This is a genomic window from Thioclava marina (genome assembly GCF_002020135.1).
Taxonomy (GTDB): Bacteria; Pseudomonadota; Alphaproteobacteria; order Rhodobacterales; family Rhodobacteraceae; genus Thioclava; species Thioclava marina.
Window position 1 is genome coordinate 437,559 of record NZ_MPZS01000002.1, and the last position, 12,782, is coordinate 450,340.

Annotated in this window: 10 protein-coding genes and 1 tRNA gene; 7 read left to right on the plus strand and 4 right to left on the minus strand. The window is 64.2% G+C overall.

The genetic code is table 11. The features are described from left to right. Nucleotides 1-162 precede the first annotated feature (162 nt). On the plus strand, nucleotides 163-369 hold the full coding sequence (locus BMG00_RS12355; protein ID WP_078530405.1) for a hypothetical protein: 207 nt from the start codon (nucleotides 163-165) through the stop codon (nucleotides 367-369). Here BMG00_RS12355 and BMG00_RS12360 read toward each other — a convergent pair. Next, nucleotides 360-1,571, minus strand: coding sequence for a pyridoxal-phosphate-dependent aminotransferase family protein (locus BMG00_RS12360; protein ID WP_078574535.1), 1,212 nt, complete (start codon nucleotides 1,569-1,571; stop codon nucleotides 360-362). The two genes, BMG00_RS12355 and BMG00_RS12360, sit on opposite strands and share 10 nt — an antisense overlap. A gap of 191 nt (nucleotides 1,572-1,762) precedes the next feature. On the opposite strand from BMG00_RS12360, the gene BMG00_RS12365 reads away from it, so the two are divergent. The 3 genes from BMG00_RS12365 to BMG00_RS12375 all read left to right on the plus strand — a co-directional run bounded on the left by BMG00_RS12365 (nucleotide 1,763) and on the right by BMG00_RS12375 (nucleotide 4,991). Beyond that, entirely contained in the window at nucleotides 1,763-3,463 is a 1,701-nt protein-coding gene (locus tag BMG00_RS12365; protein WP_093470124.1) for an ABC transporter ATP-binding protein, read from the plus strand. Between the two features lie 51 nt (nucleotides 3,464-3,514). Beyond that, the gene (gene ygfZ, locus BMG00_RS12370) at nucleotides 3,515-4,246 is read left to right on the plus strand and encodes a CAF17-like 4Fe-4S cluster assembly/insertion protein YgfZ (RefSeq protein ID WP_078574537.1); all 732 of its coding nucleotides are present in this window, start codon (nucleotides 3,515-3,517) and stop codon (nucleotides 4,244-4,246) included. A gap of 415 nt (nucleotides 4,247-4,661) precedes the next feature. Beyond that, entirely contained in the window at nucleotides 4,662-4,991 is a 330-nt protein-coding gene (locus BMG00_RS12375; RefSeq protein ID WP_038079895.1) for a DUF6280 family protein, read from the plus strand. 123 nt (nucleotides 4,992-5,114) lie between these two features. On the opposite strand, the gene BMG00_RS12380 is transcribed toward BMG00_RS12375, so the two are convergent. The 3 genes from BMG00_RS12380 to BMG00_RS12390 form a co-directional block, all read right to left on the minus strand. Continuing rightward, nucleotides 5,115-6,269: a hypothetical protein gene (locus tag BMG00_RS12380; RefSeq protein WP_078574538.1), complete on the minus strand. Its 1,155-nt coding sequence runs from the start codon at nucleotides 6,267-6,269 to the stop codon at nucleotides 5,115-5,117. A 143-nt stretch (nucleotides 6,270-6,412) separates the two neighbouring features. Continuing rightward, the gene (locus BMG00_RS12385; RefSeq protein ID WP_078530400.1) at nucleotides 6,413-7,792 is read right to left on the minus strand and encodes a TolC family outer membrane protein; all 1,380 of its coding nucleotides are present in this window, start codon (nucleotides 7,790-7,792) and stop codon (nucleotides 6,413-6,415) included. A 132-nt stretch (nucleotides 7,793-7,924) separates the two neighbouring features. Beyond that, nucleotides 7,925-8,575: a protein-L-isoaspartate O-methyltransferase family protein gene (locus BMG00_RS12390; protein ID WP_078574539.1), complete on the minus strand. Its 651-nt coding sequence runs from the start codon at nucleotides 8,573-8,575 to the stop codon at nucleotides 7,925-7,927. Between the two features lie 207 nt (nucleotides 8,576-8,782). On the opposite strand from BMG00_RS12390, the gene BMG00_RS12395 reads away from it, so the two are divergent. The 3 genes from BMG00_RS12395 (at nucleotide 8,783) to BMG00_RS12405 (ending at nucleotide 12,681) form a co-directional block, all read left to right on the plus strand. Beyond that, nucleotides 8,783-8,856: transfer RNA gene (locus tag BMG00_RS12395), tRNA-Cys, on the plus strand. Nucleotides 8,857-8,964: 108 nt separating this feature from the next. Next, nucleotides 8,965-9,795, plus strand: coding sequence for a protein NO VEIN domain-containing protein (locus BMG00_RS12400; protein ID WP_078574540.1), 831 nt, complete (start codon nucleotides 8,965-8,967; stop codon nucleotides 9,793-9,795). Between the two features lie 222 nt (nucleotides 9,796-10,017). Next, a complete protein-coding gene (locus BMG00_RS12405) occupies nucleotides 10,018-12,681 on the plus strand; it encodes an erythromycin esterase family protein (protein WP_078574541.1) in 2,664 nt (887 codons plus the stop codon). Nucleotides 12,682-12,782: the final 101 nt, after the last annotated feature.

The window sequence follows — 12,782 nt, forward strand, 5'->3', positions numbered from 1 at the left end:
GGCCGATTTCAAGACCGGCCCAACCCGCCCCATACGACGAGCGCACAAATCCGCCCATGAGATCAGCGGGAAAGGGCCGGTGCGGTCCTTTCTCGCTTCAAGGTGAGTTGCCCCGACTCACTGGCGCGCCCATCTTCTGCCCAACCAACAGGAGCAGAAACCATGAGCCGCAAGACCCGTAACCGCCATATCGCGATGCTGAGCCCGCTGGCCTTTGCTCTGGCCTTCGGTGCCTATGCCGGCAGCACCCAGATCGGACGCGAGACACGCCTTTCGATCCCCGACGAGGAGATCGCGCAGGTCGGAACCGACGAGGCCGAGGAGTTGGGCTGGCTGACCGACTGGCTGGAGCGCCACGGTCAGGCCTGAGCCACACCTTTCGCGATCTCGCCCGCCGCCGCGGCAATCCCACCGCGCCCGTGCGGGATATCGAGCGCCTGCATCCCCGCCTCCATCGTGGCGAGCGCGCCGAGCGTCATATGGGCGTTCACATGGCCCATATGCGCGACGCGCAGGAAGTCGTCGGCCTCGGGCGTGCCCGGCTCGGCCATGCCAAGACCGATCCCGAGCGTCACGCCCGCCTCGGCCTCGAGCCATTTGCGCAGCCGCTCCGCGCCTCCATTTCCGATCCGCGCCGCGGTCACCGAATGGGCGCGGTGGGCGGGCTCGGCGATATTGAGCGCCAGGTCACCGCCCTGCCCCCAGGTCTCGAAAGCCGCCCAGACCGCGCGGGCCAGCGCCGCATGACGTTTCCAGATATGCGGCAGTCCTTCCTCATCGAGGATCATCTTGAGCGATTCATCGAGCCCGAAGAGGTGATGCGTCGGCGAGGTGCCCCCGAAATACTGATAGACCATCTCGGGGAAGGCCCGAGGGTGCCAGTTCCAATAGGGCGTGACCATGTTCGAGCTGCGGCTGGCCTCGAGCGCCTTGTCGGAGAACCACACGAAGCCCAGCCCCGGCGGCACCATCAGCCCCTTCTGGCTGGCTGCGACCATCACGTCGACACCCCAGTCATCCATACGGAATTCGTCGCAGCCGAGCGAGGCGATGCAATCCACCATCAAAAGTGCGGGATGGTTCGCCGCGTCGATCGCGGCGCGGATCGCAGCCACGTCGTTGCGCACCGAGGTCGCGGTATCGACATGGGTCATCAGCACGGCCTTGAGCTCGTGGCCGGTATCGGCGCGCAGCGCCTCTTCGACACGCGCGGGATCGGCGGGGGATTTCAGACCGAATTCCAGCCGTTCGACCTCGACGCCCATTGTGGTCGCGCTCTTTGCCCAGATATCGCCGAAGCGGCCCGTCACGAGGCTCAGCGCCTTGTCGCCCCTCGAGAAGACATTGGCGATCGAAGCCTCCCAGGCGCCATGCCCGTTGGCGATGTAGATCGCGACATGCGACGACGACATCGCCACCCGGCGCAGGTTCGCGGCCACGCGCGCGGCGATTTCCTCGATTTCGCCCTCATAGATGTTCGGCGCAGGCTTGTGCATCGCCGCAAGAACGCGGTCGGGCATGGTCGAGGGGCCGGGAATGGCGAGGTAGGGGCGACCCTGGGCGAGGCTCATCTGTCTTCTCCATCACGCAGAACGGACCATCGGTAATGCCGCTGCGGCGCGGCGTCAATCGCGCCCGAGCTTGCGCGCTGCCCCCCTCTCGCGGTAATCCACGGGGCAATCCGCGCGAAATGCGCTCAATGTGACGGTTCCAAGTGGCCAAAACCTCCGATCCCTACAGCTCGAAGCGCCTTTTCGGCCGGATGTGGCGCGACTACCTGCGCAAGCACTGGGTCTGGGTCATCGTGGCAGCGGTGCTGCTGCTCATTGAGGGCTCGACGCTGGGCGCGCTGAGTTGGATGCTCAAGCCGCTCTTCGACAAGGTCTTCGTGCAGGGCGAGAGCGATCTGATCTGGTGGGTCGGGCTCGGGATCTTCCTGCTCTTCGTGATCCGCGCGGTGACCTCGGTCGGCTCGCGCGCGGTGATGACCAATGTCGCGCTGCGCACCTCGAGCGACATGCAGGTGGACCTTTTCCGGCACATGCTGCGGCTCGACCAGCATTTCTACCAGAACAACCCGCCCGGCGCGCTGATAGAACGGGTCCAGGGCGACACCGCAGCCGTGCAGAATGTCTGGAAGATCTTCATCACCGGGACCGGCCGCGACCTGATGGCGCTCGTTTCGCTTTTTGCCGTGGCGGTTTCGATCGACCCGGTCTGGACGCTTGGTGCGCTGATCGGTGCACCGCTGCTGATCCTGCCCGTCGGGATGGCGCAGCGCTACATCCGGCGCAAGACCCGGAAGATGCGTGAGCATTCCTCCGACCGCGCGACCCGGCTTGACGAGGTTTTCCACGGGATCGCGGCGGTCAAACTCAACGGGATCGAAGATTATCAGGCTGGCCGGTTCGAGCGCCTCGTGGACGAAGTCCGCAACGCGCAGATCAAGACCACGGTGATCTCGGGTCTCGTGCCCGCGATGATCGACATCATCACCGGTCTGGGCTTCTTCGTCGTGCTGGTGCTGGGCGGACAGCAGATCATGGCGGGCGAACGCTCGGTGGGCGATTTCATGTCCTTCTTCACCGCGATGGCGCTGACCTTCCAGCCGGTGCGCCGCCTCGCCAACACGGCAGGTTCATGGCAGACGGCGGCGGCGAGCCTCGAGCGGCTTTATCGGCTCTTCGACACGCAGCCCACGATCGCCTCGCCCGCACAGCCCGCGCTCCTGCCCGCCTCGACCCGGATCGCACTTGAGGACGTGCATCTGCGCTATGGCGACAAGGAGGTTCTGCGCGGGCTCAGCTTCACTGCCGAGCCGGGCCAAACGACCGCACTCGTTGGGCCTTCAGGCGCGGGCAAGACCACCGTTTTCAACCTGCTGACCCGGATGGTCGATCCCGATAGCGGGCGTGTGACGCTGGGGGGCACATCGCTCGCCGATCTCGACCTGACGCAACTGCGCCGCCAATTCTCGACCGTCTCGCAAGATGCCGCCCTTTTCGACGAGACGATCCGCGAAAACGTCCTGCTCGGGCGGGCGGATGTCGCCGCCGAGGCGTTGCGCGAAGCGCTCGAAGCGGCACATGTGACCGAATTCACCGATCTGATGAGCGACGGGATCGAAACCGCCTCGGGACCGCGCGGCTCGGCCCTCTCTGGCGGCCAGCGCCAGCGCGTCGCCATCGCCCGTGCGGTGCTGCGCAACGCGCCGATCCTGCTGCTCGACGAAGCCACCTCCGCCCTCGACACCGTTTCCGAGGCGAAGGTGGCCGAGGCCCTGGCCGAACTCAGCCAGGGCCGCACGACGCTGGTGATCGCACATCGCCTCTCGACCGTGCGCAATGCGGACAAAATCGTCGTCGTGGTGGAAGGTCAGGTCGTCGAGCAAGGCACGCATGACGATCTGGTCGCAAAGGGCGGCGTCTATGCGGGGCTCTGCCGGATGCAACTACTCGACTGAGGCTGACATCGGCGCCCGCGCGCCCTACATGCCCCTTGAAAGGAGTTACTCATGAGCGAGCGTATCCTCTACGAGATCACCGGCAGCGACCGGGAGCATTTCCTGCAAGGGCTGATCAGCAATGATGTCCGCAAACTGAAAGACGGTCTCGTCTATGCCGCGCTGCTCACGCCGCAGGGCAAGTATCTGGCCGATTTCTTCCTGCTGGACCGGAGCGAGGCGATCGTGATCGACCTCGACGAGAGCATCGCCGAGCCGACGATCAAACGCCTGTCGATGTATAAGCTGCGCGCCGATGTGCAGATCGCACCCTCGGCCCTCAAGGTGTATCGCGGCACTGGCCCCGCGCCCGAAGGCGCCCTGCCCGATCCGCGTCATCCCGATCTGGGCTGGCGGCTTTACGGCAAGCGCTCGGGGGATGATGGGAGCGACTGGGATGACATCCGCGTCGCCCACTGCATCCCCGAGACCGGGATCGAGTTGACCCCGGACACCTATATCCTCGAAGCCGGGTTTGAGCGGCTGAACGGGGTCGATTTCCGCAAGGGCTGCTATGTCGGACAGGAGGTCACCGCGCGGATGAAACACAAGACCGAGCTGCGCAAGGGCTTCGTCAGCGTGGGCATTTCGGGCTCTGCGGAGCCCGGTGCGGAGATCACCGCGGAGGGGCGTCGCGTTGGCCAGCTCTTTACCCGGGCGGGCAACCGCGCGATCGCCTATCTGCGCCTCGACCGGGCCGAGGGAACGCTACGGGCGGACGAGGCCGAGATCACTTATTTATGACCCCGCCCGCGAAGGTCCGAAAAAGAATTTCGGAAAGTTCAAGTGGCGGGAAAACGGATGTTTTCGAAGCGTGTTTGCGGGGAAACGGTTTTGCCGCGCTCTCGCGGCGCCTCATGACGAAAAATTCGCCCCACGCGCTGACTTGAGAAACTATCTATAATTTTCAAATACTTGTTAACCAACCACCACGCCACGCCCTGATGGAAGGGCGATCTCGGCCCCTTGAAAACCAGCGTATCCTGCCTATCTGCCCAAGACTTCATCGGGGGCTGCTCAGAGATATGCAGTTAATCGCAGGGGTGATATGCGTCATGCGCATGCCTGCCATGTGCTGAGAGCCATATCGAATCGGAGCTTATCCGCTCTAGATGGCCCCCACGCCAGGAAACGCAAGAGCAATAAAAAGGACGGAAGAATGCGCGATTTCGTTGACGGCTCGGCCTTCAATTACGAACAGGGTCAACGCGCCCGCAAACTCTTCGCCGCGGTGGTGCTCGCTGCGCTGGACGACGCCATTGCCGACGACAAGAAATACGGCAACGGCCCCGAACAGATCGCGCGTTGGGCGCGGTCGCGTGACGGACGCGAAGTGCTGTCCTGCGCCGGGATTGACCCGAACGAGCGCGTGGTGAAAGGCCTGATGGAATTCGTCGCCAAGGGCGTGCGGACCTCTGTCGCGCTGTCGCGCGAAGAGAGCGAACGTCGTCTGGCTGCGGCGGACGAACACGAGGCCGAAGCAGCCTGAGCCGGTGGCTCCGGATCACTCCGGAGCCCGGTATGAAAAACGGCGCGTCCCGAAAGGGCCGCGCCGTTTTCAATGTCTGGCAGACGCTGCGCGGGCGTGCAACGTGCGCTCCCGTTGTGACGATCAGTCGAGATCGCGGCTCATGAGGGCACGCTGCACCTCGCGTCGGATGAGCTTGCGCAGGTTGCGTGTGATCCGGGTGCCGAGTGCCCCCTGCAATTCCTCGCGCAGCATCGCCGAAACGATCTGGCGCAACTGACCTTCATCAAGCGACAGCGCCGCGGGATGCAGCGGTGCCTGAGGCTCATCCGCTATCCCCGCCAGTTCGGCCTCGAGCGCTTCGAGATCGGGCCCGACCTCTTCCTTCGCCAGCGCGTCGCGCAGATCCTCGTAGCTCGAAGCACGCGGCTCCGGCTCAGGCGCGCGCGCCTCGGCATCGCTCAGATGCAGGCGGCGCGGCTGCGCAGGCTCGACCGGCCAGTGCCCCTCCCACTCCGGGCCCGGGGCGTTTTCCTCTTCGGGAACGGGTTCGGACTGCGCCTCTTCCTCCATCTCCTCGGGCATCCGCGCCCAGTCGGCATCCATCAGGTCCGGGTCGATCTCAGTCCCAAGATCGACCGGAACAACCTCTTCCACGTCACGCATGCTCGCGCTTTGCGCGTCCTCCGAGGCCAGAATGAGCGGCGGCAGGTCCACGGCCACCGAGTTGGGGAACTCCTCTCCCCCAACATCGGGGTTGGAAGCCCCTCCGACCAACGTGGCCGAAACGGCGCCTTCGATCAGAGCATCCTCCAGCCCGCCAAGCGCCTCGACATCAAAATCTTCGGGCAGATCGGTCAGCGGCGGCACGCCCACCAGCTCGAAACGGTCGCCCTGCTCGGGCTCATAGTCGATACCGTCGCGCGCGACCTCTGCCTCGAGGTGGGCCAGCGTATCCTCCAGACGCGCCAGCTCCTCCCCGAGTGACTGATGCGGCAAATCTTCTTCGGCGGGCCAGGCTTCGACCGCGCTGTCATCGAAATCAGGTTCGAAATTCTGAGGTGCGCGCCGGGCTGCCGAAATCTCCGCGGGCTCGGGGAGGTCGGGGGCAATCTCGACCTCTTCCACCTCGGTATCTTCAGAGACGAGCTGCGCTGGGGTCAGCACCAGCGGTTCGGGCGGTGCGGGACGGCGCGGGGCGGGATAGTTCTCCGCCTGACGCGGGCTGTCCTGCGACACAAGTCGCCGGATCGATGCCAGCACATCTTCAATCTCAGGTCGGGTTCCGGTTTCAGCCATGGTGCCCCCATCCTGATGCGAGCTCGCCCGCCTGTCCAGTCATCTGATCCCTCGGGATCGCGTTGATTTGAGAGGTAACTTGCGCGCCGAACATGAACGGCGCCGGGGCAGGCTCGAACGCCCGCCCCGATCGCGCGATGCGATCAGTTCTCACCCATCGCCTTGAGCACGCGGTCGAGCCGCTTGCCCTGCGGGCTGAGCGTAAGGGGCGCGTTCCGCACCGAATTGTAATAGGCAGCCGGATCATAGGTCGGGATCCCGAGCTTCAGGTTGTCCACCGTCAGAAGACCCATAGCGGAGAGCAGTTGATAATATGCTACCTGAAGCGTGGCCGCAGCATCGATCCGCCCCGCCTGCGCGTCGAGCAGATCCTGCTCGGCCGAGAGCACGTCAAGCGTGGTGCGGGCCCCCAGAAGCGCCTCTTCCTTCACACCCTGATAGGCGGTGCGCGCGGCTTGGATCTGCTGGTCATAAGCCGAAATCTGCGCCTTCGCGATATCGATCGCGGCCCAGGCGTTCGCGACGCCTTGCGAGATCGTCACCCCTGCCTGGCTGAGCTGGGCACGCGCCGACTGATCATTCGCGATCGCCTGACGTTGTGCGGAAAGCAATGCGCCACCCGAGTAGAGGGTCTGGTTCATTTCGATCGAGGCCGAGCGCGAGGTGGTCCCCATCTCGCCCTGGACGAGCCCGACCGAGCCCGAAATCGTCGGCAAACGATTCGCCTTGGCGTAGGACACCGCGATATCATAAACAGCAACCGTGTGCTGAAGCTGCTTCACGCTCGGATGGTTGCGCAGCGCGATGTCGCGCGCCGCATCGAGCGATTTCGGAAGGGCCGGAGTTTTCGGGAAGGCTGCGAGCGCTCCCGGGTAATGACCCGTCGCCGCCTTGTAAGCCTCGCGCGCGGTACGCAGGCTGCCTTGGGCCGCCGCGAGCGACGCCCGGGCCGAAGCTAGTTGCGCCTGCGCAAGCGACACGTCGGTCTTGGTCACTTCACCCACTTCGAAGCGGTCGTTCGAGGCTTTGAGTTCCTCGCCCAGAACGCGCACCGAGTTCTGGTTGATCGCGACCTGCTCGGAGGCCGATTTCACGTCCGAATATGCCTGGATCGCGGAAAGCAGCACGCTTTGTTCGACCGAGCGCAGCGCCTCTCGGGTGGCCAGAACGGTCTCTTTCTTCATCTCGACATTGAGCTTGGTGCGGCCGAAATCGAACAGCGTCATCGAGGCGCCCAGCGTCGCGGTGGCGGCGCGGGTCGTCACCGGGTTGCCGGTGACGCTCGACTTGTTGGTGTGCTGGACGGTGTAATCGGTGGTCCATTGCAGGACCGGGCGCAGCTTGGCGACCGCCTGGGCGACATCTTCATCGGCGGCCCGCAGCGTGGCGCGGTTCTGTTCGAGAAGGTTCGAGTTCTTGTAGGCCGAAACCAGTGCATCGGCCAGCGTCTCGGCACTCACCGCATAGGGCGCCATCGCCGTCACCGCGGCCAGAACGGTCAGTCTCAAAGTCTTGCGCAACATGCCTCTGCCCTCATTCCTTTATCGCCACGCACGCCAAAGCAGACCGGCGCCGGGCCCGGGATTTTTCGATTGTTACAGTCAATGCCTGCAGTTTCAATTGCGGCATTATGTGTAGCCGTTTGGATGTGCCCTTCAGAGCACGAATTCGCGCTGCAAGGCAAAGCCCGGCAGAAGCGGCGCAGCGCCATTGAACATGTCGCGCCAGTTGATCACGCCATCGATCTTGTAGCCGATCCGCGCGGTGCCCAGCACGCCCTCCATGAAGATCGCCGCGATCCGGCCACCTTCCTTGAGCTGATCGGCGATCGCCTGCGGCACGGTCTCGACCCCGCCCTCGAGGATGATCGCGTCGTAAGGTCCGTGCTTGGCAGATCCCTCGGCGAGCTTACCCGCGACGACGGCGACATTGTCGGCGCCGGCCTGTGCCAGCGCGGCCTCTGCCTGCGCGGCGAGATCTTCCTCCTCGAGCGCCACAACCGCCTCGGCCATCTGCGCGATCACCGCGGCCGAGTAGCCGAGCCCCACGCCGATATCAAGCACGAGGTCATGGGGCTGGATGTCGAGCCCGTCGAGCATCTTCGCGAAGTTGCGCGGCTCGAGCACGACACGGCCCCGGGCCAGTTCGACATTCTCGCCGATATAGGCAGCTTCGCGCTTCGTGGCCGGCACGAACTCCTCGCGCGGTACATGCAGCATCGCGGCGATGATGGGGAATTTGGTCACGTCGTTGGGGCGGACCTGCGTGTCGACCATCATGGTGCGGCGCGTGGCGAAATCTTGCATGTCGTGAACTCTTCGGTGTGAAACCCTTGCGCGAGGTTTTGCCACAACTGCCCCTAGGGGGCAAGAACACCCTGCAACTTCCCGGCTTCACACCCCGCTCAGCCCCCTCTTCGCGAACGCACAGACGGAAATCTCATGCCGATCGGCGCACAACTCCCCTCTTGCGCGCCCGCCCCCGATACCGTATCTGACGCCAACACCACGGATGGCGAGTTGGCGGAGTGGTGACGCAGCGGATTGCAAATCCGTGTACACCGGTTCGATTCCGGTACTCGCCTCCACCTACTTAGCCGAAAATCGGGACTCCGGGTGACCGGTCGCTTTACGGAACCGACCCGACAGTCTGCTTTTCTACTGACATATCAGATACCCAATCGTAGCCTGGCGCCATGGCAGGCGAGGATTGGAGTGAGGCGGAAAACGCCGCGATCGTAGCGGAATACTTCGCCATGCTCGCAGACGATCTCTCGGGAAAGCGCTACAACAAGGCAGCACACAATCGCGACCTCCAGTCACAGATCGATAGATCGCGCGGGTCGATCGCGTTCAAGCACCAGAACATCTCGGCAGTTCTGAAGAGCTTGGGGGAGACCTGGATTTCCGGCTACAAACCCGCGTTCAACTTCCAGGCGTCGCTCGAAGACGTCGTGAGCCGCCAGCTTCAGAAGCAAGGTGGTTGGATCGTGCCGCCAACTCATCCGGGGTCACGCGACTTCCAGGATGCGACACCGCTTTGGCCCGAGCCGCCGCCGACGCAGCGAAACACGCCGCCTCCAGGCGAACTTGAACAGATGCTTTCGGTGGCGAGAAAGTTCGACGTGGCGGGCCGGGATGAACGCAACCGTGCGCTCGGCAAGATGGGCGAAGAACGTGTGCTCCATCATGAGCAAAGCGTGCTCCGCGCCGCCGGTCGCGACGACCTCGCCCGCGAGATCGTATGGGTGAGCCAGCAAGAGGGCGACGGGGCTGGATACGACATCCGAAGCTTCACGCCGGAAGGTCAGCCCCGCCTGATCGAGGTGAAGACCACCAACGGCTGGGAGCGCACGCCCTTCCATATCTCGCGCAACGAACTGGCCGTGGCGGATGATCGCCGCGAGGACTGGGTGTTGTTTCGCCTCTATCAGTTCTCGCGCGGCCCCCGCGCCTTCGAACTCCGTCCGCCGCTCGACGCGCATGTGTCGTTGACGGCGACCTCGTTCAGGGCAAGCTTCGACTGAGCGCCTGCTGCGAAGACTTGGATCACGTCCAGACAGCCCTCCCCGGTCCCTTCTGACCGCGATCCCGATGAGCGAAGAACAAGCCCAACCCCAGCGCTGTGATGCGCAAGATCAATTTCGAGGGCTCTGTTTGGTGTTAGGCTGAATTTTAGATCACCAGAACAGGCTGACTTCGACCGCAGCGTAACTAGGTCGGGTCGGGCCCGGAGGGGAGGCGTCGCGATGGCTGACAGGGAATTGCGTTTCGCAAATCGCGCAGAGGCCGGCCGGATGCTCGGCGGCCGCTTGACGGATCTGAAACCGGATCGGCCCGTCGTTTTCGGATTACCGCGCGGTGGTGTTCCGGTCGCGCTGGAAGTGGCACGCGCTCTCAAGGCGCCGCTCGATCTGGTGTTCGTGCGCAAGATCAGCGCGCCGGGCTCGCCCGAGGTTGCACTCGGGGCCATCGTGGACGGCGCCAATCCGCAAATGGTGATCAACGAGGCGGTACGACGCCATTCTCACGCCGATGCGGACTATCTCGAAGGCGAGCGCGCCCGCGAGCTGGTGGAACTCGAACGGCGCCGGAAACGCTATCTGGGCGACCACAAGCAAATCTCGCCCGAGGGCCGTACCGCGATCCTCGTCGATGACGGGCTGGCAACGGGCGCCACGATGAAAGCGGCGCTTCTGGGCTTGCGCCAGCAAGGGGCGGCGCAGATCTGGATAGCCGTTCCCGTCGCGCCTGCCTCCGCCATACCCGAATTCGAAGAACTTGCCGATCTCGTTGTCTGCCTGAATCCGACGGAGCGGTTTTATGGCGTCGGTGCCTTTTATGACGATTTCCACCAGCTCACGGATGAAGAGACGGTCGGGCTTTTGCAGCAAGGCTGGGCGGCGGATGAGGATCCGGCCGCGACCGAGACGGCCAGCACGATGCGCCGCGTCGTGAAGATTTCTCCGCACCATCTGGACGGCGATCTGACGGTGCCCGCCGATCCCAAAGGGCTCGTGATCTTCGCTCACGGGAGCGGGTCGAGCCGGCTCAGCCCCCGCAACAAGGCGGTAGCCGACACGCTCAACGCGCGCGGTTTCGCCACGCTGCTCTTCGATCTGCTCACCCCGGAGGAAGCGGAGGACAGGCACAATGTCTTCGATATCCCGCTTCTCGCCGCGCGGATCGTCGAAACCGTGCTCTATGTCAGTGGCGAGCCCGACATTGCAGATCTTCCCGTGGGACTTTTCGGCGCGAGCACGGGGGCCGGGGCCGCCCTCGTCGCAGCGGCCGAACTGGGGGACCGGGTCGCGGCGGTGGTTTCACGGGGCGGTCGCCCCGATCTCGCCGGGTCGCATCTCGGGTCGGTCACCGCGCCCAGCCTTCTCATTGTGGGCGGCGATGACGATCAGGTGATAGCGCTTAACCGTGCCGCTCTGGCGGAATTGAGCTGCCAAAAGGCGCTCAGGATCGTACCGGGAGCGACGCATCTCTTCGAAGAGCCCGGCACTCTCGAGATGGTCTGCGCAATGGCGGGCGAGTGGTTCGAAAAGAATCTCCGCCTGCCCGCCTCGGCGGTTCACCCACAGCTCGAGACGCACCCCAAAACACCCGAGGAGATCGCGACCGCGCTGCGCAAGGCCATCCAGCCCTTGCCCGAGATCGACGACCCGACCTTCGCCGAGGCCTTCGACCGCTATGCGGATGCACGCATCGTGCTGCTGGGCGAGGCCTCGCATGGCAGCTCGGAATTCTACCGTGCCCGCGCTGCGATCACGCAACGGCTGATCGAGAAACACGGCTTCACCCATATCTGCGTCGAAGCCGACTGGCCCGATGCCAGCGCGATCGACCGACATATCCGAAACTTGCCTGCGCATAAGGATCGCGAACGACCCTTCACGCGCTTTCCGACCTGGATGTGGCGCAACCGCGAAGTCGATGAATTCGTCAAAGCGCTGCAGGCACTCAATGCGCAGCGCGCGCCGGATCAGCAGGTGCGTTTCTCGGGGCTCGATCTCTACAGCTTGTCCGCCTCGATCTCGGCGGTGCTGGATTATCTCGACAACGTGGATCCCGTGGCCGCCAAAGAAGCGCGGCAACGCTATGCCTGTTTCGATCCCTGGTCGCATCAGCTTGCCGCCTACGGACGCGCCTCGCTCAGCCACGGCTATGCGCTCTGCGAAGACTCGGTGACGCGCACCTTGCTCGACCTTCTCGAAGGTGAACTCGACTATTCCGCGCGCGACGGTGACGACTTCTTCGACGCGGTGCAGAACGCCCGGCTCGTCGCGAATGCAGAACGCTATTACCGCGTGATGTATTACGCCTCGAACGAGACATGGAACCTGCGCGACCGGCACATGTTCGAAACCCTCCAGCGCATTCTTGAACGCGGCGGTCCCGAGGCCAAGGCGGTCGTCTGGGCCCATAACTCTCACATCGGAGACGCACGCTTCACCGATATGGGCCGCACGCGCAACGAGTGGAATATCGGCCAGCTCTGCCGCGAGGCCTATGGCGCAAAGGCCGCGCTGATCGGGTTCGGCACGCATGGCGGCACGGTCGCTGCAGCCTCAGAATGGGGCGCGCCGATGGAAGTGAAAGAGGTCCGCCCCTCGCGGCCCGACAGCTACGAGGCCTTGTGCCATGCGACGGGCGAGCCCCGTTTCCTGCTCGATCTCGGGGAGAGGTTGCCCCCGGGCCTGCGTCATGCGCTCTCCGAGCCACGTCTGGAGCGTTACATCGGCGTGATCTACCGTCCCGAAACCGAGCGCTGGAGCCACTATTCGCACGCCACGCTGCCCGATCAGTATGACGGTTTCGTCTGGTTCGACGAGACGAAAGCGGTAACGGCCGCTCCAGCCGCCTTCGGCAAAGGTGAGGGCGAGACCTTTCCCTTCGGCCTCTGAGCCCCGCCGATGCCTGTCCGCGTGTCAGGCCCTGAGGCGGGCAGCTTCGGGAAAGCCGCGAAATTGCCCGCAAAGCGTATCAGCTACGTTCGGCGGGAGTG